This window comes from Corallococcus terminator, assembly GCF_049194865.1.
Classification (GTDB): domain Bacteria; phylum Myxococcota; class Myxococcia; order Myxococcales; family Myxococcaceae; genus Myxococcus; species Myxococcus terminator_A.
In genome coordinates this window covers 41,708-64,255 of record NZ_JBLZWL010000110.1, presented here as the reverse complement: position 1 = coordinate 64,255, position 22,548 = coordinate 41,708, and the positions used below count along the sequence as shown (strand labels likewise).

At 68.0% G+C, this 22,548-nt stretch carries 17 protein-coding genes and 1 tRNA gene; 9 read left to right on the top strand and 9 right to left on the bottom strand.

What is annotated here, in order from left to right:
- The coding region (locus ACN469_RS34095; protein WP_498774890.1) for an amidohydrolase family protein at positions 1 to 363 on the top strand (363 nt) is incomplete at its 5' end.
- Positions 364 to 375: 12 nt separating this feature from the next.
- Here the strand turns inward: ACN469_RS34095 and nhaR are convergent.
- Positions 376 to 1,275 (bottom strand): transcriptional activator NhaR, encoded by a 900-nt coding sequence (gene nhaR / locus ACN469_RS34090; RefSeq protein WP_498774888.1) that lies wholly within the window; start codon positions 1,273 to 1,275, stop codon positions 376 to 378.
- A 121-nt stretch (positions 1,276 to 1,396) separates the two neighbouring features.
- Here nhaR and ACN469_RS34085 point away from each other — a divergent pair, with 121 nt between their 5' ends.
- From ACN469_RS34085 to ACN469_RS34075, 3 genes are all read left to right on the top strand, one after another.
- Positions 1,397 to 2,191, top strand: a complete 795-nt coding sequence (locus ACN469_RS34085) for a sigma-70 family RNA polymerase sigma factor (RefSeq protein ID WP_498774886.1) — start codon at positions 1,397 to 1,399, stop codon at positions 2,189 to 2,191.
- A gap of 87 nt (positions 2,192 to 2,278) precedes the next feature.
- Positions 2,279 to 2,351 (top strand) — tRNA-Phe (locus ACN469_RS34080).
- A gap of 204 nt (positions 2,352 to 2,555) precedes the next feature.
- A complete protein-coding gene (locus ACN469_RS34075; protein WP_498774884.1) occupies positions 2,556 to 2,945 on the top strand; it encodes an ester cyclase in 390 nt (129 codons plus the stop codon).
- Here the strand turns inward: ACN469_RS34075 and ACN469_RS34070 are convergent.
- On the bottom strand, positions 2,923 to 6,774 hold the full coding sequence (locus tag ACN469_RS34070; protein WP_498774882.1) for a DEAD/DEAH box helicase family protein: 3,852 nt from the start codon (positions 6,772 to 6,774) through the stop codon (positions 2,923 to 2,925). The two genes, ACN469_RS34075 and ACN469_RS34070, sit on opposite strands and share 23 nt — an antisense overlap.
- 28 nt (positions 6,775 to 6,802) lie before the next feature.
- Positions 6,803 to 8,419 carry an LVIVD repeat-containing protein gene (locus ACN469_RS34065; RefSeq protein WP_498774880.1) on the bottom strand — a complete coding sequence of 539 codons (1,617 nt, stop codon included), beginning with the start codon at positions 8,417 to 8,419 and terminating at the stop codon, positions 6,803 to 6,805.
- Between the two features lie 403 nt (positions 8,420 to 8,822).
- Here ACN469_RS34065 and ACN469_RS34060 point away from each other — a divergent pair, with 403 nt between their 5' ends.
- Positions 8,823 to 10,574 (top strand): hypothetical protein, encoded by a 1,752-nt coding sequence (locus ACN469_RS34060; protein WP_498774878.1) that lies wholly within the window; start codon positions 8,823 to 8,825, stop codon positions 10,572 to 10,574.
- On the opposite strand, the gene ACN469_RS34055 is transcribed toward ACN469_RS34060, so the two are convergent.
- The 4 genes from ACN469_RS34055 to ACN469_RS34040 form a co-directional block, all read right to left on the bottom strand.
- Entirely contained in the window at positions 10,503 to 11,345 is an 843-nt protein-coding gene (locus ACN469_RS34055; RefSeq protein WP_498774876.1) for a glycosyltransferase family 2 protein, read from the bottom strand. The two genes, ACN469_RS34060 and ACN469_RS34055, sit on opposite strands and share 72 nt — an antisense overlap.
- Before the next feature lie 65 nt (positions 11,346 to 11,410).
- On the bottom strand, positions 11,411 to 12,160 hold the full coding sequence (locus tag ACN469_RS34050) for an NTP transferase domain-containing protein (protein WP_498774874.1): 750 nt from the start codon (positions 12,158 to 12,160) through the stop codon (positions 11,411 to 11,413).
- Positions 12,161 to 12,189: 29 nt separating this feature from the next.
- Complete coding sequence (locus ACN469_RS34045; protein ID WP_498774872.1) at positions 12,190 to 14,352, bottom strand: lysylphosphatidylglycerol synthase domain-containing protein; 2,163 nt, start codon at positions 14,350 to 14,352, stop codon at positions 12,190 to 12,192.
- Entirely contained in the window at positions 14,349 to 14,894 is a 546-nt protein-coding gene (locus ACN469_RS34040) for an HAD family hydrolase (RefSeq protein WP_498774870.1), read from the bottom strand. The genes ACN469_RS34045 and ACN469_RS34040 overlap by 4 nt, the downstream gene beginning before the upstream one ends.
- 220 nt (positions 14,895 to 15,114) lie before the next feature.
- Between ACN469_RS34040 and ACN469_RS34035 the strand changes: the two genes are divergently transcribed.
- Positions 15,115 to 15,657 (top strand): hypothetical protein, encoded by a 543-nt coding sequence (locus ACN469_RS34035; RefSeq protein ID WP_498774868.1) that lies wholly within the window; start codon positions 15,115 to 15,117, stop codon positions 15,655 to 15,657.
- Positions 15,658 to 15,705: 48 nt separating this feature from the next.
- On the opposite strand, the gene ACN469_RS34030 is transcribed toward ACN469_RS34035, so the two are convergent.
- Positions 15,706 to 16,602: a type VI immunity family protein gene (locus tag ACN469_RS34030; protein WP_498774866.1), complete on the bottom strand. Its 897-nt coding sequence runs from the start codon at positions 16,600 to 16,602 to the stop codon at positions 15,706 to 15,708.
- Positions 16,599 to 17,009 carry a hypothetical protein gene (locus ACN469_RS34025; protein WP_498774864.1) on the bottom strand — a complete coding sequence of 137 codons (411 nt, stop codon included), beginning with the start codon at positions 17,007 to 17,009 and terminating at the stop codon, positions 16,599 to 16,601. Before ACN469_RS34025 ends, ACN469_RS34030 begins: the two co-directional genes overlap by 4 nt.
- A gap of 640 nt (positions 17,010 to 17,649) precedes the next feature.
- Here ACN469_RS34025 and ACN469_RS34020 point away from each other — a divergent pair.
- The 3 genes from ACN469_RS34020 (at position 17,650) to ACN469_RS34010 (ending at position 22,360) form a co-directional block, all read left to right on the top strand.
- Positions 17,650 to 19,059, top strand: coding sequence for a M16 family metallopeptidase (locus tag ACN469_RS34020; protein WP_498774862.1), 1,410 nt, complete (start codon positions 17,650 to 17,652; stop codon positions 19,057 to 19,059).
- Positions 19,056 to 20,525 (top strand): M16 family metallopeptidase, encoded by a 1,470-nt coding sequence (locus tag ACN469_RS34015; RefSeq protein ID WP_498774860.1) that lies wholly within the window; start codon positions 19,056 to 19,058, stop codon positions 20,523 to 20,525. Before ACN469_RS34020 ends, ACN469_RS34015 begins: the two co-directional genes overlap by 4 nt.
- A gap of 173 nt (positions 20,526 to 20,698) precedes the next feature.
- Positions 20,699 to 22,360, top strand: coding sequence for a hypothetical protein (locus ACN469_RS34010; protein ID WP_498774858.1), 1,662 nt, complete (start codon positions 20,699 to 20,701; stop codon positions 22,358 to 22,360).
- Positions 22,361 to 22,548 lie beyond the last annotated feature (188 nt).

Below are 22,548 nucleotides of genomic sequence, written 5' to 3'. Positions count from 1 at the left end.
TGGCGCAGCCTGAAGGACGCGGGGGCGAACCTCGCCTTGGGCAGCGACTTCCCCATCGAGAACCCGGATGTCCTGGCCGGGCTGTACGCGGCGCGCTCGCGGCAGGACGCCACCGGAAGGCCGGAGGGCGGCTGGCTGCCGGAGGAGGCGCTGTCGGGGTACGAGGCCCTGGAGGGCTTCACGCGCGGGCCGGCGTGGGCGTCCTTCGAGGAGGCCCGGCGCGGCGGGTTGGCGCCAGGGCAGGACGCGGACTTCGTGGCGCTGTCGGTGGACCCGGTGGAGGGGCCCGCGAAGGCGCTGGTGGATGCGCGGGTGCTGGCGACGGTGGTGGCGGGCGTGGAGGTGTACCGCGCCTCGCCTTGAGCACCTCGGGCCTCACACGCTGAAGATTTGAGAGCGGGCCGCCTCGGCGATGGCGACGACGGCGGGGTGGCGCAGGCGGCGCTCGACGGTGATGGCGTAGAAGCAGGTCTCGATTTCGTCGGTGCGGCCGATGACGGAGCAGTTGTACTCACGCTCCATCTGCGACTCGATGACGGAGGGCATGGCGAAGACGCCGTGGCCGCTCTGGCCGAAGGCCTGGAGCAGGGCGCTGTCGTCGAAGTCACCGGCGATGAGGGGGCGCAGGCCCTGGCGCTCGAACCAGAGGTCCAGCGAGCGGCGCACGGAGGACTCGTCCGAGGGCAGCAGCATGGGCGCGCCGTCGAGGGAGCGGGGGAAGTCCTTCTTGAGATGCTGCAGGCTGTTGGCGGCGAAGAAGGACACGCCACACTTGCCGAGCAGGTGGTTGAAGGAGCGGACGCTGACGGGCTCGGAGCTGGGCGCGTCGGCGAGCACCACGTCCAGCTCGTGCAAGGCGAGCGAGGCGAGCAGCTGGGGCAGGGGGCCTTCGCGGCAGATGATGCGCAGCGACGGGCCTGCTTCGAGCGCGGGCTTGAGGAGCTGCTCGGCGACGAGCTTGGGAATGACGTCGAGGATGCCCACGTTGAGGCGGAGTTGTTGGCCGGGAGGCAGGCCAGCGACCACGTTCTTCAGCTCGTTGCCCAGGCGGAAGATTTCATCGGCGTAGCGCATGACGGTGCGCCCCACGTCGGTGAGGACCAGCTTGCGGCCCTGTCGCTCGAAGAGCTTGTGGCCCAGCGACTCCTCCAGCAGCTTCAGCTGGCTGCTGATGGTGGGTTGAGCGAGGTGCAGTTCTTCGCCTGCCTTGGCGATGCTGCCCGCCCGCGCAACCGTCCAGAAATACAGGAGATGGTGGTAGTTGAGCCAGCTCATACCCATAGAGATAACCGATGGGTTGCGTTCAAACTACCTAATTTTCTTAAGAATGGTCCTGGCTTATCTCTACGTGCATTCGCGGGCGAGTTCCTCGCCCCGAAGAGCCTGGAGGAGGTCCATGGAAGCCATCAACGTGAGCGAGTCCTGCGAGTCCCTTGAGCTTGAGGTGCTCCGCGCCGCGGTGGAGACGCGGGTCAGGGAGCACCTGGTGCTGGTGGAGCGGTTGGCGTGGAAGTACCGGTGGACGGGGTTGCCGCTGGACGAGCTGGTGGCTGAGGGGAACGTGGGGTTGATGGAGGCGGCGGGTCGGTTCGAGGAGCGGGGGATTCCGTTCGGGGCGTACGCGAGTCAGTGGATTCGGGCGCGCATCCGGGCGTACGTGAGCCGCAACTGGAGCATGGCGGGCGGGCGGGCGCCGTGGGTGGTGTTCCAGCTCCGGCGGGAGCGGGCGCGGCTGGAGGCCCGGTGGGGGGAGGGGCACCCGGAGGTGGTGCGCCGGCTGGCGGACGCGCTGGGGAAGAAGGAAGAGGACGTGGCCCGTGCGACGGAGTCGCTGGCGCGGGACGTGTCGCTGGACGCGCCGGTGACGCAGGACGGTGAGGTGACGCGGCTGGAGGTGTTGGAGGGGGAGGGTGAGTCGCAGGAGGAGGTGGTGGACCGGGCGCAGTGGGCGGCGAGGCTGCGGGCGAGCGTGGAGGCGGCCTGGCCGGAGCTGGACGCGAGGGAGCGGGCGCTGGTGGAGGAGCGGATGCTGGCGGAGGAGGCGGCGAGCGCGGAGCTGCTGGCTCGGCGCTTCGGGGTGACGGCGGTGCGCATCCGGCAGATCGAGCAGGGGCTGAGGGCGAAGCTGAAGAAGAGGCTCACCGCGAGTCTGACGACCTGGGACGCGGAGGCGATGCCCCGTGCCGCATGAAGCTGGGAGGGGCTGCCGGGAAAAGGGTGCTTGACGGCCCTGGGAAGGGCTCGATATGAGAGCGCGGCCTCTCGCGGTGACCCGTACGCCCAGGTAGCTCAGTCGGTAGAGCAGGGGACTGAAAATCCCCGTGTCGGTGGTTCGATTCCGCCCCTGGGCACACAGAGTTGAAAAGTTTGGGGCCCTGGACTTCGGTTCAGGGCCCTTTCTTTTTGTCCGGAGCGCCGGACGAAACCCGCGAAGCGAGCGGTTGAGCCAGTGGGTGTCCGATTCCTTCAAGACGGTTTGACCCGCCTCGTTCAGGTTTCCTGGCATGCGCTCTTCTACGACCACTCCCCCCAAGGACGCTGTTCGCCAGTTCTACGTGAAGCTCGACGAAGCCATCCGCACCGGCGACTTCGACGTCCTCGATGAAGTCATCCATCTCGATGCCGTCGACCACAACCCGGACCCGGACATGACGCTGGGGCGCGACGGCATCAAGGGAGGGTTCGCCGGGTTGAGAACCTCTCTGACCGATATCCGCTTCACCATCGAAGACCTTGTCGCCGAGGGGGACAAGGTTGCCTGTCGTGTCACGACCCAGGCCACCCATCACGGGCCCTTCCTGGGATTCGCCCCGACGGGCCGCACGATTTCCTACACGGTCATCGACATCCTGCGCTTCTCGGACGATGGCAAGTTGCTCGAGCGCTGGGGGCTCATTGACGAGGCGACCCTGCGCACGCAGCTCACGGGTGGTCATCCCCGCTGACCCGGCCGTCGGCGAGGGTCCATCGGTCTGTCTGTTCATCCCATTGAGCGCTTCCCCGGTACAGCCAGGGGACCACAGGCGACTCTCTGCTGAAGACGAGCGCGGTCTCTCCAGGCCTCTTCTCGGCGATTCTCGACGCGAGGAAGCCGGGAGCCTCGAACACGCCTTCTCCCGTGGCGAAGAGGAACAGATGGCCTTCGTGTCGTCCTGTCTTTGGGGTGGTGGTCAGGCCGAAGCGGTCCATGAGCTGCTCATCCGTGAGTCGTGCTCCATGCTCGGGGCCCACGCTCTCGGGTGTCACGACCTCGACCAGCAGGGCGATGGGCACCATGTCCGCACCTGCCTCCGATGTGGCGTGGCTGGGATTGTCGGACCGGAGGGCCCAGCGGCCTTCGTCCTTCACGAGGCGCTTCACCTGATAGGCATATCCCGCTGCATCCGGGACCTGGATGAGCGCCACCTTTCCTTCCATCGCATGGAGTGAGAGGTCGCGCGCGTAGCGCATCACCAGCCAGTCGCCGTTCCGGATGGGCCGCTCTCCTCCGTTCATGGAGTTCCCAGAGGCTCTCACCACGAACAGCCCTTCACCCTGTGCCTGGATGGGAAGCCGGACATGTTCCGCCTCGGGTGCCTGCTCCAGCGAAAGTGCATGGCTCGCGGCTCCCGCCGCGGCACGCAAGGTAGGGAATGCGACCAGTCGTACTGGGCGAATGAAGGGAATCACCTCGGCCTTCACGGGCTCGGCCGACCATCCTTCCGTCCGTGGCGTGAAGCGCACGCGAAACGCAGTGCCCGGCTTGCCAGCGCGGTCTCCGAACCATTGCGTCAGCAGCACTGGGAGCTGGTTCTCCTCCTCTCCTGCTGGCTTCGCGACGTTGACGGCGATCTTCACGAAGTTGAATCGCCAGAGGGCTCCCTCCGGAATCCGGATGTCGGTGAGGCCGCTGGGAAGGTCCGGACGCTGCTGCCGGTCGGGGAGCTTGAGAATCGGATGGCGCCCATTGGAGATGACCTGAGCCTCGAAGGCCATCCCGGGTCCTTGCCGCTGGATGAGTCGGCGACGACGGTATTGCCCCAGTCGGTACTCGACCAGCTCCTGGGTCATTTCCTCGAAGGCTTCGCGCGCGTCCTCGGATACGGCGAACCGAGGCACGAGCTTGTCTCCCTCGACGCGGAACCACTTGCTGTCCTGTGTCCACGCGTGGACCGGCTCCGTCATCCAGTATGCGAGGAACTTCGATGCGCTCGGCTCCCGTGGGTCATCCAACGCGGTGACGCCATCGAGGTCCTGGAGCAGCTCGGGCGACCGCTGGAGGATGGCGAGGCTCCGTCGGGCAAGCTCGGACAATGAAAGTCCTCCCCACAGCGCCTCCTCTTCGAGCAGGGCCTCCAGCGACACCATCTTGAAGCACTTGCTCATGGGCGTGAGCTCAAGATTCCGGAACCAACCCGGGTCTTGCTTCAGGGCGCGTGCCTGCGCTTCGGTCAGGTCGCGCTCCGCTTCCACGAAGTGGAACCACCCGGCGTACTCATCCTTCTTGTGCAGGGATGCAGGGGAGTAGCCAGAGCGATACAGCTCACCGATGGTGGGACGCTCGCCTCGCGCGGTCCTCAGCTCGCGATACATGCGCGCGACGTCCGTTTCGCCAGGGGACAGGAAATGTTGGAGCAACTTCTTGGCCTCCAGTGAGACCTGGACCGAGCAACCCGGGGGGAGCTCGGGCTGCTTGTCATGGACCAGGAAGTCGCGCAGCGAGACGGGGCTCCGGCCCAGTGCCAACAAGGTGCGCACCCGGTCGAGGAACATCCGATGGTTGCCCACGAAGTCGATGACGGTGACGCGCTCCTTGCCGTCGTGTTTCCTCAGGCCTCGTCCCAGTTGCTGAAGGAAGACCACGGGTGACTCGGTGGGCCTGAGCATCACCACGCGGTCGATGCTCGGCACATCCACGCCTTCGTTGAAGAGGTCCACCGAGCACACCGCGTCCAGTGTGCCGGTCCCCAGCTCTCGCAGGGCTTGTGCCCGGTCCGCGGAGCCAGGCCCCGAGTACACCGCGGCCACCCGCACACCCTGTCGACGCAGCCACTGCTGGACGTAGTTCGCGTGGGAGACGGAGACGCAGAACACCAACGTCCTGCTCGCCGCGTGCTCCTCCCAGGCGCGCCACAGCGTCTTCATGCGCGCCTCCGTCTGGACCGCCTGGGTCAAGGCCTCCGAGTCGAAGCTCCGGCTGCGCCACGGAATGTTCTCGTACGGGACGTCGTCCTTCAGTCCGAAGTAGGCGAAGGGCGTGAGCAGCCCTTGCTGGATACCTTCGCCAAGGTCCGCTCGATAGGCCAGGTGGTCATCGAACAGCCCCAGGACATCACCGTCATCCGCGCGCTCGGGTGTCGCCGTCAGTCCGAGCAGGAACGCCGGGTCCAGACGCGAGAGGATGGCCCGGTAGCTCGCGGCGGCGGCATGGTGCACCTCGTCCACGATGACGTAGTCGAAGGGCGCTGCTTCCCGCAGTGTCTCGAGCCCGTCGGGATTCGAGAGCTTCTGGACCGAGGCGAACACCAAATCACCGGCGAGTGACGACTTCGCTCCGACATACCAACCGAAGCGCAGCGTCGGAAACTGGCGGCGGAAGGTCTCCGCTGCCTGGACGAGCAGCTCCTCCCGATGCGCCAGGAACAAGACGCGAGGTCGCGCGTCACGCTCCTCGCGGAAGGCCGCGACGTCCAGCGCCGCCAACCACGTCTTGCCGAGCCCCGTCGCGAGCACCACGAGCGCGCGGCGGCGCCCCTCTTCTCGACTCTTCCTCAACTGGAGCAAGGCTTGTTGCTGAAGGACATGCGGCTGGCGTGGAGGGGGCGTCGGTTCGTGCTCACCGGGTGAGACCACGCGTTCCGTGATTCGTGCGCGGAGGGCGTATTGCTCGACCCAGTCCGCTTCCAGCGGCGCGGCGCGGTCCCACCACAGCTCGAAGGCGTCGACCACTTCACTCCAGGCCCTCGGGTCCCGGTCCTGCTCGACGCGCAGGTTCCACTCGATGCCTGTCTTCAGCGCGGACCGCGAGATGTTGCTCGAACCCACGTACGCCACCGCGAGCCCCGGGCCCTTGAAACGCCAGGACTTCGGATGGAAGGACGAGATGCGTTCCCGCTCTACTTCGACCACGCGCGCCTCGAAGTGTCCCCGGGCGCTCCCCTGTAGGACGCTGTCCTCGTCCATCCAATCGAGCAGGCGGCGCAGGGCCTCGGCCTGGGTGATGGTCAGATAGTCACCCGTGAGGATGCGCACCCGTGCCCCTCGCGCGAGGGCCGCATCCACGGATTGCCGCAGCACCTCCAGCCCGCTGTCCTGCACGAAGGCCGCGAGCACCGCGATGTCCGACGCGCGGGAGAACAGCGGCTCCAGGTGATTGAGGAACGGGTCCTCCCGTCCGCCCGTGGCGAGGGGCTTCGCCTGCACCGCCAGGTAGTTGCCCTTGCCCGGGATGACGTGACGAATGCCGCCGCGCGCGTCCGCGACGTCATCCTGGAACCGGGGGATGACGTGCACATGAAGATGGAACACCGTCTGCCCGGCCGCCGCGCCCACGTTGATGCCGAGGTTGTAGCCGTCCGGCTTCAGCTTTGCGTCCAGTCCCCGCTTCACTTCGTCCACCAACTCGAAGAGGGCCCGTTGTTCTTCGAGCGTGGCGTCGAACCAGGTGGCCACGGGGCGGCGCGGAATCACCAGCGTGTGCCCGGGGCTGACGGGGAATCCATCCCGGATGGCGAAGGCGAGTGTGTTCGAGGCGACCCACTCGGATTCTGGAATCAGCAGGAAGGGTGAGGACACCCCGACACCCTATCCCAGCCACCCGGTCTCAGAGTTCGTTGAAGATGAGCAGCCCCCGGGACGTGTCCACGACGTACACGTAGCCGTCTCCCGGGACGCGAAGGCCAATGGCGCCATCGACGATGCTGTCGGACCGGTTGGGGTCGGACTCCCGGAAGGTGTTGAAGTGGGCGATCTCACGCGGGTTGGGCGGAATGGACACGTCCAGCACTCGCAACCCCTCATGGTAGTGGGTGAGGTAGAGCCGCTTGTCCTTCAGAATCATGTTGTGGATGGAGGAGTGGAAGCGGAGGTTGTACGTGCCGATGAGCGGGATGTTCGTGGGGTCCGTGACGTCGAGCACGCGCAGGCGAGTCCCCTGTCCCTCGCCGCCCTCGAAGGCGATGGTCCTCCCCGCGAACGTCCCCACCGCGCCCGAGTGACTCATGGATGCGCTGTTCTCCGTCTCGAAGGTGTACGTGCCCAGCTCGCGAGGGTTCATCGCGTCCTTCACGTCGAAGACGACGTAGCCCGAGCTGAAGTGGTTGATGTAGAGCCGGTCCTGGTAGGCGAAGGAGTCGTGCGCCGAGGGGAGGTAGGACGTCGTATCGGAGACGACGAAGCGGTTGAGCAGCGCGGGCTCCAGCGGCGTGGAGATGTCGAAGATGATCGTCTCCCCATGCGGCGCGGGGCCGGGGGACACGGCGTAGAGTCGGTTGCCGTCCACGAAGAAGGTGTGGACGTCGAGGGGCTCACCCCCCGGCACGTTGCGCACGAAGACGGGGTCGGCCGGGTTGGAGATGTCGAAGACGATGACCCCCGAACTCTTGCTGGCGACGTAGAGCACGTGGTCCTTCGTCCACGCCGCGTTCCAGTACGAGTCCCCTGGCACGGAGATGTGCTTCTTGAGGACCGGGTGGCTCGGGTCGCTGACATCGAAGACGGTGAGGCCCCCTGCCTGAGGGGCGTCGTCGAGCGACACGACGTAGGCGTGCTTGTGGGCGACGTAGACGTCCGCGTGCTTCCCCTGGGGGACCGCCGACTCGGAGATGAGGCGCAGGCCACCCGAGGACTCGGCCTCACCTCGTGCCCACGTCATCCTCGCGGCCTCGAAGGTGCCCCAGCTGCCGGCCTTCCCATTGCCACAGCGGACGAAGCAGCCCGTCACCAGTCCGGACGCCTGACGGCCACAGCCGACGAGGACGGTCTGCCGCGCGACGCCTCGCTGGGTGTACCGCGTGGAGAATTGGAAGCGTCCCGCCACCTGCTGCCGCGTGAGGGGAGTGCCGTCCAGGGTCCCCGTGCTGCCATCCTGGGGCACCCGGACGCCGACGAAGTCTGGGAAGCCCGCAGCATGGCGCACGTCCACCTGATAGATGCCGTGCGCGTCCAGGGAGTCGAGCGCGGCGAGGTCACACTTCGACAAGTCGAAGAGTGACGGGTCGTCGCAGTCGACGACGGTGCCCCGCACCGGAGTGAACGAGCAGGGTGCGTAGGGGCCTCGGTCGACCCAGTCCGTGGGCTCGACGAGTGGCGTGTACGTCCCGTCCCACGGCTCCGCGGGAGGAGGAGGCGGCTCCGTGGGCCCCGGCTTGTCAGAGCAGGCGAAGCACAGCCAGGCACAGCCAATGACAACACCACGGAGGGACGGTGAGCCGAGGGCCATGGCCAGTCTCCTGTCGCGAGGCGCGGTCCGGAAGGGACGGCGCATCCAAAGGGAGCGATTAGCGCAGGGTTTCGCTCCGGGCTTGTATGGCAATGCCCTTAGCCCCACGGGATGGGATTCACCGGACAAGGATTGTTTGCGCATTGGCAAGGTTGCCCGGGTTCATCGCCATCGGGCACGCAGTCGCAGCGAGCGCACCCTCCCACTTCAGGCCCCTGGCCACGTCAGGTGCGGCGCTTCGTCCCCGGATGACAGTCAGGCAGGGAAGCACCTCCAACCGACGCGCCGTGCCTCTCGGGGAGTGCCCCGAATCGTCTCGGCACTCCTCTGGGGATTCAGGTACGGTCGCCCCGTTTTTGGCAATGGCGTGGCCGTCGACGGACGGCCCGGAGGGCGGAACGCGATGGTGGTGCGAAGCCAGGGGGAAGCGACGGACTCAACCCGACAGGGGCGCCGGTTGCCGCCAGGGACGGGCCTGGTCTCGCTGGCCCTGCTCGCGGGCGGCATCGTGTTCGGTGCCATGCGCCTGACCTGGCCGTCAGCTCCCATCCCGCGGCTCGAGCGACACCTGCTCCAGACGAGCGACATGGTGCTCGCGCTCCTGGTGGCGGTGAGCACCTTCATGGTCGCCTGGTCCTTCAGCCAGGGCGCCCGACGGGAGGACCCGGTATCCATCCGCCATCGGTGGCGCCTCTTTCTCGGGTTGTGGGCCGTGCTCGCCACTCCCCTGCTGCTGTGGTGGGTGGGCGAGTGGCCCGGCCATTTCCACAGCGATGCACGCCAATCCCTGCTCGTCTCGTCCGAGCTCCGCGTGGAGCCCTGGCTGAGCACGCTGTGGGGCATCTGGGCGCATGCGATTCACCGCGCCACCGGCCAGTTCCCCTTCCTCTCCCTCTTCAATGTCGTGGTCCTCGCCGCGCTGCTCGCGGACTTCTTCTCCCTGCTGCTGCACCTGGGCTTGTCGCGCCGCGTGGGAGGCCTCTTCATCGCGCTCGTGGTGACGTCCGTCCCCCTGGGCCTCTTGGCCATCAACCTCTCCCACGACACCATCAACGCGCTGTTGCGGCTGGGCATCGCGCTCATCCTGCTGCGGGTCATGTCGCGGCGGGCGCTCACCGGGCAGCCCGGCCTCACACCCGTGACGCTGCCATCGCTGGTGCTCCTCACCGCCCTGGCCACGTTGCTGCGCGGCGACAGCCTCGCCCTGCTGCTCTATGTCCCCGCCGTGCTGCTGCTGACGCGGCAGGTGCGCGTCGGTGTCGCGGTGGCGGTGTTGCTGGGAACGATGGCCCTCAATCAGGGGGTCCGCCGCGGCATCGAGCCTCGGCTGGTGGAGCCCCAGCCCGAGAGGGCGGAGCGCTATGGGCTGTCACTGTTGCTCAACCCGCTCGGGTTCATGGTGGCCAACAACTACGTCACCGCCACCCCCGAGGAAGACAAGGCAACCATCCAGGCCCTGGTGGCCTACTCCTGCCTGCGGGAGCGCTACGTCCTCGAGGAGTCCCCCTGCTACTGGTTTGATTTGCAGCCCCCCATCACCGCCGAGAAGATGGCCCGTCTGCGCTCCCTCGTCTTCCGCATGGCGCGAGACAACCCGGCGCTGATGCTCTCCAACCGGCTCGTCACCTTCGCGGGCATCCTGGGCCTCAGCTCACGCGCCACCTTCCCCGTCATGGGCCAACGGGAGACGACCCCGCCCGAGCACGTCTACTCCGCCAACGGCGCGGAGCTGCTGCGGCGGCATGGGCTGGAGCCCTCTCGGGCGCCCCAGGCCCTGGCGCGTGTCACCCACTGGCTGCGTGAAGCGAGCATCCCCTACAAGCAGGGACGCTGGCTCTACTTCCCCTGGAATGGCCTGCCCGCGTTGCTGCTCACCGCGTGGCTGGTGTCGCGCTGGCGCACCCTGCCCCTGTCGGCGGTGGTGGCGGGCGCCATCCTGGCCCCCGCCGCGCTCGTCTTCGTCGCCGCGCCCGCCAGTCACCCCTCCTACGTCACGGACCTCTGGGTGTTTGGCTATCTCGCCGTGCCACTGGCCTGGTTCGAGGCCCGCGTCCTGCGCGCGCGGACCTCTTCCCGGAACTCCTCAGCGGGTGGGGAAGGCGGGAGCGCGGGTGCGGTCGACGCTGCCCCCGCTCACCTGAGCCACCACGGTTGAGGTGTACGGCCGTCCCGGACGGCTGCTCCAGTCCTTCGCGAGGAAGGCCTCCGGGCTCCTCGCGAACTCCAGCGCGATGCGGCCCGTCTGGAGCGACTGGCGCACCATCCGCACGTTGCTCACCTGGTCCTCCTCGCGCCAGCTCAGCGGAAAGAAGCCGAAGCGCGAGCGCCGGTGGATGCCCGCCAGCAGCATGTGGATGTTGAAGGTGAGGCTGTCCGGGAAGCCCAGGTAGAAGCGTGGCTCCAGATAGCGGGTCGAGTACAGGTTGAGACCCGAGCCCAGGTCATGGACGCGGTGGCGCGCCGCCGCGGAGAACAGCAGGTTGAAGACGTGGTTGCCCAGGGTGCGCACGTGGGAGTAGCCCTGGAGCCGCGAGCCGCGCATGAAGCGGCTGCCCAGCAGCGAGTCCTGCTCCCGGTACTCCCCCGCGTCCAGGTGGGGCAACAAGTCATTGATGTCCGCCTGGTCGTCGCCGTGGAGGACCACCACCTGGTCGAAGCCGTGCGCGAGCGCGTACTCGAAGGCCACCTTGTGGGAGCCGCCCAGGTTGTAGTTGTCGTCGTTGACGAGCACCTTGCCCGGCAGGTGGGCCAGCTTCGACAGCCCCGTCACGGCGGCCTCCACGCCGTTGTCGCGGCTGCCATTGTCCACCACGATGATTTCGGCGAAGCGGCGCTGGAGGGCTTCGCCGAAGCGGGCGAGCACCCGGGGAATCTGCCGCTCGCAGTTGTACATGGGGATGAAGACGAGCATGCGTTCGGCGGCCAAGAGAGTCTCCTTCGAGAGATGAGGTGCTGCGACGCGGGGACTCCTACCGAGCCCCTTCGCGCCATTCAAGGCACGGTGGGGCCCTGGGCCTCGTACTGGCGCAGCTCCTCCGGAGTGCCAAAGGAGGCATACCGGGAGACGCGCGCGGAGCGCACCGTGCCTCCCGCCTCCAGGAGCAGGTTGTAGAGCAATGACAGGTAATACTCCCGCATCCCCTCGGCGATGGGGCGCTCCATCAGGTGCTGGCCCACGGTGAGGAAGTGGCGCTCGGTGGCGAAGAAGTACGCGCCCATGATGGCCGCGTCGGAGATGACCACCTTCTCCGCCGTGCGCACCACCTGGCCCGCCTCGCTCTTCGCATAGCTGTAGCGGGGAAGCTGTGAGGGAAAGGTGAGCAGGCCCCCCGTCAACGTCGGGTCCTCCCCGGAGAGCGAGCCGCGCACCAGCTCGCGGTAGGCGGGGCTGTCGAACCACAAATCACAGTCCATCACCAGCAGGCCGCGCTCGCCCGTCATGCGCCCGGAGGCCGCGAGCGCCGTCTCCACCGCGCCTCGGGTCATCTCCTCCAGAATCACCACGTCCAGTCCAGGGACGGCCTCGCGCAGCAGCGTGGCCAACTGGAACTGCTCCTCGTGGGGCCTGCGCACCACGGCGGTGTGCACCACATCCAGCCCCCAGTCCGACAGGCTGGAGAGGGCCTTGAGCACCATGGGGATTCCGTCCACGGGGATGAGGGGCTTGGGCGTGGTGAAGCCCGCATCGGCGAAGCGAGAGCCGAGGCCCGCCATGGGCAGCAGGACGTGGAGCGGACGCATGGGGGCAGGGACCTTTCCGGAAAAGTGACTCAGGCCAGACGCTGACGCGAGGGGTCCTCGCCCTGGAGCGGCCTGGCGGACGGCTCCGACGCGTACTGGTCATTGAACTGGTTGAACAGACGCACGGCGGTGGCGAAGAAGGCGGGCAGGCTGCTCGGGTTGATGCGGGCCCGGTAGGTGAGCATGCGGCAGTAGTGCACGGCCTCGTGGAAGAGGACCGCGCGGCGCACCTCGGGCGGCAGCGTGGTCTCGAAGCGTCGCTGGAGGTGGAGATACAGCTCCGCGTAGCGCGACGACATGGACTCCTCGTACTCCACCACCGAGCCCTCCACCTTCGCGCGGGAGACCTGACAGAGGAACTCGTAGCCGGAGTGCAATGACTGGCACAGCTTGCCCAGGTCCACCACCGGGTCACTGATGGCGTTCTCGTTGTTGGGGTCCAACACCAGGAAGTCGCCGTCTTCCTTGCGGACGATGAGGTTGTCCACCGTCAGGTCGCCGTGGATGGGGGTCTGCCGCATGCTGGCCAGCTCCGCCAGGGCGCGCGGGTTGGCTCTCAACCGCGCGAGGGCCGGGCCTATGTTCTCGTAGCGCTGACCGTTGATGGAGAGCGTGTCGTGCGTGAGCAGCTCGGCCAGCGTCGGGCTCAGGGCCGCGGCGTCGTGCACCTTGGCCACGACCTTCTCCCGAAGGTAGCGGTCCAACATGTCCGGCTCGTCGCGGCGCTCGGCGTGCTCGTAGAGGTGCTGGTCCACGAAGTCGAGGACCCGGTCCAGCACCTGCTTGCTGCGCTCCACGTCCTCGGAGTGGATGAACTGGAAGAAGGGGACGTACTCCTTCCGGTACTCCAGGTCGAACGCGTAGTAGCCCTCCGTGCGCACCTCCCTCAGGGGGCGCGGCAGGTGGGGCAGGTGGCGACGGGACTCCAGCCAGTCGTGCTGCGCCTTCAGCTTCTCCAGGTGCTGGGGCAGCGTCACCTTGCGCACGCGCAGCCCTTCGCCGTCCCAGACCAGCAGGGTGCTCGCGTTGGAGCCACCCTTGAAGGTGTGCACCATGCGGAAGTCGCCGCGCAGCTCTCCGGTGGACAGCACGTGGCTGAGCGCCTGCCCGGAGAAGTACTCGTCCAGGAAGTGGCTGAACTCGCGGCTGATATCCGAGTCGCGGTGCAGCTTGTTCTTCAAGGGCTCCAGGGCGACGGGGACATCGGCGGCCTGCTCACGGCCGCGCCGCAGCAGGAAGTAGAGCCCCACCGCGGAGAAGGGGCCGATGAGCACCGCCCAGGACACCAGCGACAGGCCCAGCGGGACGCCGTCGATGCCCAGCATCCCGCGCGCCAGCTCGGAGAAGTAGTAGTGGAAGGTCCCCAGGAAGCCCGGCCCCGACGGCACGCCCACGGCGAGGTAGGCGGAGACGGCCGTGCCCAGGATGGCCAGGGGGCCGTGGCCCGGCGCGAAGCCATGGGCCAGCGCGGCCATGGAGCCCAGGTAGAGCACCCACATGCCCATGGACGTGACGACGAAGCGGCCCAGGCGCGCGGAGCGGAAGATGACGTGGGTGCCGTAGATGAGCGACCAGAGCACGAAGCGCGTCCGGTCCTTCAGTCTGTCATTGAGCAGCGCCGTGAAGGCGCCGACCGCGCGCAACATGCGGCGGTTCTGCGTATAGAGCAGCCAGGCGAGGACCGCGACCGCGAGGCTCGCCGCGCCCACGCCCAGCGCCAGGCGCAGCATCAGCGCCGCTGCTTCAGGCGCCTGCTCGCGCGCCGCGAGTCCGACACCCACCGCGCACAGCGCCAACACCAGGCCATCCACCGCGCGCTCGAAGAGGATGGTGAAGAACACCACCGCGCGGCTGATGCGCATCTGCCGGCCGATGAGGTGCGCGCGCACCAGCTCGCCGAGCCGGAAGGGGAGCAGGGCGTTGAAGAGGAAGCCCACGGAGAGGCCGGAGAAGAGGATGCGCCAGGTGGTGGGCCTCACCACGCGCAAGAGCCTCTGGGCGTTCTTCGCGCGCAGGACGTGGGCCAACCCCTGGCAGAGCACGGCGAGGGGAATGACCCACACCGCCATGCGGCTGTCGGGCACCCACCGGCCGGACTGGTGCGACCCGTCGACGAAGCGGGAGAGGAAGGCGGCGCTGACGAGCAGCCCCACCGCCACCAGGGCCAGGCCCCATCCACGCGCGTGCTTCAAGGGGCCTCCTGGACGCGGACCACGGAGATTCCCGCGGCCTCGGCCGCCGCCACGCCGCTGGCGCTGTCCTCGAAGGCGAGGCACTGCGCCGGAGGTACACCGAGCAGCCGCGCCGCGCGGAGGTAGCCCTCCGGATGGGGCTTGGGGTGCTCCACGTCCTCGCCGAAGACGGTGACGTCGAAGAGGTGGACCAGGTCGAAATGTTCAATCAGCGCGCGCGCGTTGGTGGTCGCCGCCGTCGTCACCAGCCCGGTGGCGTGGTGGGCGCGCGCCGAGCGCAGGAAGCCGATGAGCGGCAGGTTGGGGCGCACCTGGTCGAAGGACTCCGGATAGAAGCGGGCCTTGGCGTCGCGGACCCGCGCGGCCGACGGGGCGTCCAGCTTCGCGCCCACCTCGCGCACCATGGCGTCGAAGCGCAGGCCGAAGGCGCGCTGGTAGGCTGCTCGCTCCAGCGTGAAGCCTTCCTCCGCGAAGGCTCGCCGGTACGCGACGAAGTTGGCCTCCTCCGTGAAGAGGAGGGTCCCATCCATGTCGAACAGCATGCAGCGGATCATCGACTCCCCGGTTGCGGGGCCCTGGCCTTCGGGCACGCAATGCAAGGCCAGATACCGGGCCCCTGGCGTGAAGGCAAGGTTGGGCCCATGGACAGCGGGCGCCGGGGCGGGGCGCGAGTGGAGGAGGCGAGCGGACGTGTTCGTGCGAAGCGGGGTGCACGAGGGGCCCGGGGCAGGGTAGAGAGGGGGCTCGGAGGCGTGAACAGCGATGGACGCGAATGCAGTGGCGGAGCTGGAGAAGGCGGGCGTGAGGGTGGACGCTCCGGACCGGCTGTTTGTCGCCGTGGAGTGGGAAGAGCAGAAGCGCGTGATGCCCGTCGGCGCTCGCGCCCTGGTGCGGGCCGGCGAGGTGACGACGCACGTCAGCCTCCAGCCCGTCTCCAAGCTGTGGACCGGTGACAAGAAGCCCCCCAACCTCACCAAGGCCCCGCCTCCCGAGTACCACCCCTTCTTCATCCTCATCGAGGCGACCGCCGCCGGCTACTGCCGCGCCGTGCGCAACACGGAGACCGACCAGGAGTTCGAGCGGCTCTACCGCCACCTCGGCCGGCGCCCGGACGGCACGGACCGCAACCCCCTGTTCTCGTACCTCCAGGGCGCCGCGCGCCTCTACATGTCCCTGCGCGACGTGAGCCAGGCCGAGTTCGAGGCCGTCGTCGACCGGCTCCAACGGTCCGCCAAGCACCACCATACGCACACCGGAAGCATCAACTACTTCCAGGACGTGCTCCGCGGCGTGCTCGGGGCCTGAGCTGGAGGAGGGGCGCTCCTGGACGGACGTGGGGCGCCCTGGCGTGGCTCAATCGATGAAGCGGCGTTCCCAGCGGCGCAGCTCCTCGGCGTGCTCAGCGCCCGCGAGTTGCTGCTCGTGAAAGAGCCAGGGCTCCAGTGTCGTAGCGAGCCTCCGATACGCAGCCGGCACGGCGCCGTGCTCCGCGCCTCCTGCCTCGGGCTTTGGAGCGAGCACGATGGCGACTCGCTCGTTGCTCAGTTCCAACACGGTGCCTCCCATCGAGCGCAGCTGCTCACGGAGTTCCACCGCGCCTCCTGAGGCGCTCAGCACCGGCTCTCCCAGGAGTGTCATCCAGGAAACCGTGCTGACCTTTGTTCCGAGCTGAGATGCACGCCGGTCCATTCGAGGGAGGTCCATCCCCGGATACTTGCGACACCACTCCCAGACCTCGGCCTCGACTCCGACAAGGTCGAGGTCGCAGTTGAAGGCAAGCCCCGCGTGCCCGGAGTTGAAGGGGAGCGCCTCGGCCAGCCCCAGCACCAGCTTGCCCAGTGCTTCGGGGCCTTGTTCCTCCAGGTACTCCGTGGGAAGCCAGAAGCCCACCGCGCAGACCGTGTCCGACGTGACACGGGTTGCTGGGCGACGACCGCGATAGGCGAAGCGATACCGCTTCTCACCCGTGGCGTCCCGAAGGTCCAGGATTGCGCCATGGGGCTCGAGGAGTTCGTCTCGAATGCGGTTCCAGCCCGCCTGGTCAATGGGCTCCCAGTCTCCTGTCTCCTCGACGTAGCTGCTCAGCGCGTCCTCGGGAACCACGCGCCGATAGCACTCCAATGCACGCAGGACGGCGGGGGCCACCTCCGCGTGTGGATGGCGCATGTAGAAGTGGATGCAGAGCGAGTCCCGAATCAGGAGGGCACCGCTTGCCGCGCGAACGCGGATGCGGGGTGGATGCTCGGTCATCGGACGATTCCAAGTCGAGGGACGATGCGCAAGGCGGGCACTCCTAGCGCCTGCTCATACAGGTCCCCTTGGTGGAGGCCTTGGCTGCAGTGCCCCTTCGGATATTTGCGCCAGGGGGGAGCTTCATCGACATTGGCGCATGGGAACTTGAAGTCGTAGACGGCTTGCGCCTGGCCGGGCTGGCCCGCATGGATGACGACATCGGGAACGAGCGTCCCATGAAGCTCGCCGCCATTCCCAGACTGCTTCAGTGCCTGGACATCCGCCTCGGTGATCACCTTCGTCGCGCCGGTATCCGTGTCGTGGCGGTAGCAGGGCTCCAGGCTGAAGCCACCCGGGCGCAAATGCGTCAGCGCGCTCTCGGCACAGCGCAGCGCCGCTTCGTGCATCTCCACCCCAAGCAGCATGGCCCGGCTCAGACTCCTGCCCGAGGCGTCTCGCACCAGTTGCTTGCACTCCTCTCGCGTGGGTATCGGACCCGCGAAGTCCTCGCGATGCGCCAGAAGGACTTGCGAGCGTGACAAATCCGCACACCTCACGAGTGCCTCTTCAATGCGGGCCTTCGTTCCTCCGTCCAGAATCCGAAGCGCTTCATGAAGCGAGGCTCCCAGCGTGGCCGCGGCATGTCCTGGTGCCTGGACGAGGTCCTTCCCGACTGCGGTACAGGTCTCCATCCGTTGGCGGCAGGTGTTCGAGACCGTGTCGAAACGATAGCTGCTTGCTTGCCGCGCGGGGGGCGTCACACATCCCGCGAGGAGCAGGGAGAAGGATGCCACGAGCAGCCACCAGGAAGAGGGCGGCCCGAGGGTGGGGAGGACGCGGCTTGTCGAGGGCATGAGGCGTGAAGGAAACCTTGGACCGCGTGGCGAGGACTCCTGCACGGTGGGTGCGTGCGAAGGTAGCTCATGCCCAGCGTCGGTGGACGCGCCGCGGCGTGCTCGGGGCCTGAGCTTCACCTGTCTTCCGAGGTAGGTACGGGGGGCTGAAACTGGAATATCGTGCGCCGCCGCCCGTTCCTGGGCGTCTTCCTCTTCGACAGGAGCACGGATGTTCCGTCAGTCCCTCCTCTGGACATCGTGCCTGGCGCTGCTGGTGGCTCCCGCCGCCGATGCCCAGGCGCAAGGCAAGGCGGCCTCCAAGCCCGCCGCCACGTCCACCCAGAAGCTCGGCGCCAATGTCGAGACCCGAACCTTCAAGAACGGCCTCAAGGTCATCGTCTGGCCCGACCACGACATCCCCAACGTCGCCCTCTACAACTGGTTCCGCGTTGGCAGCCGCAACGAATACCCAGGCATCACCGGCCTGTCCCACTTCTTCGAACACATGATGTTCAACGGCGCCAAGAAGTTCGGCCCCGGTGAGTTCGACCGCGTCATGGAGGCCAACGGCGGCTCCAACAACGCCTTCACCTCCGAGGATGTCACCGTCTACCAGGACTGGTTCCCTCGCTCCGCGCTCGACATCATCTTCCAGCTCGAGGCCGACCGGCTCCAGCACCTCGCCTTCGACCCCAAGGTCATCGAGTCCGAGCGCGGTGTCGTCTACTCGGAGCGTCGCTCCGGCGTCGACAACAACAACATGGGCGCGCTCATCGAACAGGTCCAGGCCACCGCCTTCGTCGCCCACCCGTACCAGTTCCCCGTCATCGGCTGGCCCTCCGACATCGAGTCGTGGCGAATCGAAGACCTGCAGCGCTACTTCAAGACCTACTACGCCCCCAACAACGCCACGCTCATCTTCACCGGCGCCGTCACGCCCGCTGAAATCTTCACGCTCGTCGAGAAGCACCTCGAGCCCATCCCCGCCCAGCCCGCTCCCGAGCCCGTCCGCACCAAGGAGCCCGAGCAGCAGGGAGAGCGCCGCGTCGTCGTGAAGAAGATCTCCCAGTCCCCGCTGCTCCAAATCGCCTACCACGGCATGTCCGGCAAGGACGCCGACGTCGAGGCGCTCACCCTCCTGCTCAACATCCTGGGCGACGGTGACTCCTCCCGCCTCCACCGCCGCCTCGTCGAGGAAGAGCGCGTCGCCATCCGCGCCGGCACCATGTACACGCCCGGCTTCGACCCGGGCCTCGTCTGGTTCACCGCCGACCTGCCCACCGGCGGCGACCTGGCGCGCGCCGAAGCCCTCATCACCGAGGAGCTGGCCCGCGTCGTGAAGGACGGCGTCACCGACGCCGAGCTGCGCAAGGCCCGCAACATCACCCTCGCCAACTTCTGGCGCTCGCTGGAGACCATCAACGGCCGCGCCTACGCGCTCGGCTCGTCCGAGGTCTTCCGCGGCGACTACCGCCAGGTCTTCGACTCCCCCGCCCGCTTCGAGCGCGTCACCCGCGACGACATCCGCAAGGTCGCCGCTCGCATCTTCGTTCCCCAGCGGCGCACCGTCGGCTGGCTCGTCCCCACCGAGGCCGCTGACGCCGCCACCCCCGCCACCCGCAAGGAGGCCGCGCGATGATTGCCCCCCCTACCTGGAAGACCGTCCTCGCCGCCCTCCTGCTCTCCTCGGGCCCCGCCGCCGCCGAGAGCGCCACCCCATCCAAGCCCCCGTCCACCGCGCCGTCGGCGCCCCAGGGCGTCACGCTCCCCAAGCCCACCACCGTCACGCTGAAGAACGGCGCGCGCGTGCTGCTGGTGGAGCGCAAGGACGTGCCGCTCGTCGCCTTCAGCGCGTGGCTGCGCGGCGGCGCGCTCGCGGACCCCTCGGGCAAGGAGGGCCTGGCCGCCCTCACCGCGGAGCTGCTCCAGAAGGGCGCGGGCTCCCGTGACGCGCGCCAGTTCGCCGAGGCCGTGGATGGCGTCGGTGGCGTGCTGGAGACGCGCGCGGAGCTGGAGAACCTGGTCGTCAACGGCCAGTTCATGTCCCGCGACAGCGCGCTGATGGTGGAGCTGCTCGCGGACCTGCTCACCCGCCCGCGCTTCGCCCAGGAGGAGCTGGAGAAGACGCGCTCGCGCATGGCCTCCGAAATCACCGCCGCCAAGGACGGTGACCCGCGCGCCCTCATCAACACCTACTTCGAGGCCTTCCAGTTCGCCGGCCACCCCTACGGCACCCCCGTGGACGGCACCGAGGCCTCCCTGCCGGGCCTGTCCCGCGACGACGTGCTCGCCTACGCCAAGAGCCAGCTCGGCGGAGACAGGCTCATCCTCTCCGTCGTCGGTGACTTCGACAGCAAGGCGCTCGCCGCGAAGCTGGAGGCCGCGCTCGGCGGCTGGGCCCGCGCGGCCAGCCCTGCCCCGGAGGTCGCCGCCACCACCGTCTCCAAGGGCCGCCGCGTCCTGCTGGTGGACAAGCCCGACGCCACCCAGACGTACTTCTCCATCGGCAACACCGGCATCGCCCGGAACGACCCGGACCGCGTCACCGCCAGTCTGGCGAACACGGTGCTCGGCGGACGCTTCACCTCGCTGCTCAACACGGAGCTGCGCGTGAAGTCCGGCCTCACCTACGGCGCTCGCTCCGGCTTCTCCCCCAGCGCCCACCCCGGCCCGTTCGTCATCAGCTCCTTCACCCAGACGGACAAGACAGACAAGGCCATCGACATGGCGCTGGATGTCTTCACCCGCTACCGCAAGTCCAGTATGGATGACGCCATGCTGGCGTCCGCCAAGTCCTACGTGCTGGGCCAGTTCCCGCCCCGGCTGGAGACGGGCGCCCAGGTGGCCGAGAAGCTGGCGGAGCTGGCCTTCTATGGCCTGGACGCCACCGACGTGGACGGCTTCGCCACCGCCGTCACCGCCACCACCCGTGAGGGCGTGGGCACCGTCATCCAGCGCGTGCTGCCCGCTCCGGAGAACCTCACCTTCGTCCTCATCGGCAAGGCCTCCGCCATCCGGGAGCTGGCTCGCAAGTACGGCACCGTCACGGAGATGAAGATTTCAGACAAGCGCTTCTCCCCGCCGCCCGCGCCCGCCAAGCGCTGACTCTGGCTCCCACGTCCTCCGGGCCCGACACACTCCAACACCTGTCGGGCCCGGGTGACGCACATCGCGCGCAATACCTCACGCCGCAAGCACTTGAGCACCCCAGTGGGCCTCCCCGATGCCATCGGCTAGGGTTGACTGGCTTTTCTCTGACTGGGGGGCTTCACGTGAAGATGCTGCGTCTTTCTTTCCTGCTGGGCGCGACGTGTGTCGCGGCGCTGGCGGGGTGTGGCAGTGATTCGTCCGCGCCAGGGGGACTTCAGGAGGGCTTGTCCCCCGTGGACACGGACTCCAGCGCCTCGGGTGACGGGACGTGGATGGGCGAGCCCGTCGCGGAGGGCTGCGGGCCGGATGGCGGCTCGGCCGATGCTGGCTCGCCCGACGCCGGTGTGGATGGAGGGCCGGCGAATCAGGGCGTGGTGCTGGTGAAGCAGACCACCCGCTTCCACACGTCGGTGGGCGTCGCCGAGCGCGAGGAGGACCTGTCGGCGAATCCTCCCGAGTTGCTCGTGTTCAACGGGTCCACCTTCACGCTGTTCCTGGGCTCGCCGGCGAATGGCGGGTGGAGGTTCACGGGCGTGCCCCAGGGGCCGTTCTACCTGCGCACGGGGAGCACCTACTTCGTGACGTCCTCGCGCTACGTGGACCTCGGCCGCAATCGCCTGGGTCGGCCGGATGCCGAGTACGTGGACATCATCGACATGCCCCTTCAGCTCAACCTGCTGAACCTGGCGCCGTGGCAGCCCTGGTTGAGCAGCTACCAGCCAGGCACCGACCTTCAGCTCACCTCCGGGCAGGTGGACCTGTTCGCGACTCCCTTTCTCCATGAGACCCCTCCCGACGGAGCCACCTCCGTCGTCACCGCCGAGGCCTCGCTGGGCTCGAGCCTGGGCAACTTCCCCGTCTTCGAGGCGGACCGCGGGGACCGGCTGTACATCAATCAGCTCGGTTCGTTCAGCGCGGGCACTCTGCCCAATGGGCAGCCGCTGGGGTACAGCGCCGTGGAGCGCTCCGTGCAAGCGGGGGCGCTCGACTTCAGGCCCGACGGCGTCACGCCGATGCCCGTCACGGGATTGCTCCAGCCAGCGAGGATGCGGGAGTTCCCGCTGGAGTGGCGGCTGCCGGAATTCGCCCGGTTCGCCTCGGAGGCCCATCCCAACGCGCTGCCCGGTTTGCCCCGGCTGGATGTCGTCCCTGGCGCGCATGGGCTGAGTGACGGGTGGATTGGCTATACCGGTGAGCTGCTCACGCTGAGCCTGCCTCGCGGGTCCTCGTATGACTTCACGTCCCGCTTGAAGTTCGGCAATCCCTATCCTTCGAACTGGGGGCTGGTCGGCGTGGTGTCCTACTCCTTCCGGAACCAGGAACGGCTGCCGGATGGCTCGGGGCGGCTTGGCAGCCTGACGGCGAGCTACACCGCCTGGGACGAGTTCGACCGCCTCATCGCGGGGCCCGTGACGCCGCAGGTGTCGCCGCCCCGGTCCTTCACCATCGACGGCGTGCCCGCGAGCGTTCCGCGCAAGGTGGGCACCGCCAGTCCCGTGTTCGCCTGGGCACCGCCGACGCTCGGCACGCCCACGGCCTACCGGGTGACCATCTCGCGACTCGACCTGGACTTCGGCTTCTCGATGACGTGGAGGTCGCTCTACCTGCCCGGCTCGGCCACCCAGGTGCGGCTGCCTCCGGACATCCTGGAGCCGGGCACCACGTACCACGCCACGGTGAACGCCATCGACAGCCCCCAGCTCGATATCCAGACCTACCCCTTCAGGACCCTGGAGCGGTTGCCCTACCGCTCCGCAGGCACCGTGAGCTCGTACTTCACCACGCCGTGAATCGTGCGTGACGGTCGAGGGTGCTTCGCCCAAGGCCCCGGCGCTCCTCGTGACGCCGGGGCCTTCGTGTGTCTGGTGTTGCGAGAGCCACGCGTCCTGCTCGTGCTCAACGCACGGGCCCCTGGGGGGTATCGGAGGGGCCGTGAATGCTTGCGCGGTGAGGGCCTGTCAGCCGGCCTGGGGAGGGC

Excerpts from the sequence above, each read along its gene's own strand:
- ACN469_RS34015 (WP_498774860.1), top strand. The coding sequence starts at position 19,056 with ATGATTGCCCCCCCTACCTGGAAGACCGTCCTCGCCGCCCTCCTGCTC.
- ACN469_RS34025 (WP_498774864.1), bottom strand. The coding sequence starts at position 17,009 with ATGCTGCTTGGGGTGGAGATGCACGAAGCGGCGCTGCGCTGTGCCGAG.
- ACN469_RS34010 (WP_498774858.1), top strand. The coding sequence starts at position 20,699 with ATGCTGCGTCTTTCTTTCCTGCTGGGCGCGACGTGTGTCGCGGCGCTG.
- ACN469_RS34040 (WP_498774870.1), bottom strand. The coding sequence starts at position 14,894 with ATGCTGTTCGACATGGATGGGACCCTCCTCTTCACGGAGGAGGCCAAC.
- ACN469_RS34020 (WP_498774862.1), top strand. The coding sequence starts at position 17,650 with ATGTTCCGTCAGTCCCTCCTCTGGACATCGTGCCTGGCGCTGCTGGTG.
- ACN469_RS34085 (WP_498774886.1), top strand. The coding sequence starts at position 1,397 with ATGGAAGCCATCAACGTGAGCGAGTCCTGCGAGTCCCTTGAGCTTGAG.
- nhaR (WP_498774888.1), bottom strand. The coding sequence starts at position 1,275 with ATGAGCTGGCTCAACTACCACCATCTCCTGTATTTCTGGACGGTTGCG.
- ACN469_RS34060 (WP_498774878.1), top strand. The coding sequence starts at position 8,823 with ATGGTGGTGCGAAGCCAGGGGGAAGCGACGGACTCAACCCGACAGGGG.
- ACN469_RS34030 (WP_498774866.1), bottom strand. The coding sequence starts at position 16,602 with ATGACCGAGCATCCACCCCGCATCCGCGTTCGCGCGGCAAGCGGTGCC.
- ACN469_RS34035 (WP_498774868.1), top strand. The coding sequence starts at position 15,115 with ATGGACGCGAATGCAGTGGCGGAGCTGGAGAAGGCGGGCGTGAGGGTG.
- ACN469_RS34050 (WP_498774874.1), bottom strand. The coding sequence starts at position 12,160 with ATGCGTCCGCTCCACGTCCTGCTGCCCATGGCGGGCCTCGGCTCTCGC.
- ACN469_RS34065 (WP_498774880.1), bottom strand. The coding sequence starts at position 8,419 with ATGGCCCTCGGCTCACCGTCCCTCCGTGGTGTTGTCATTGGCTGTGCC.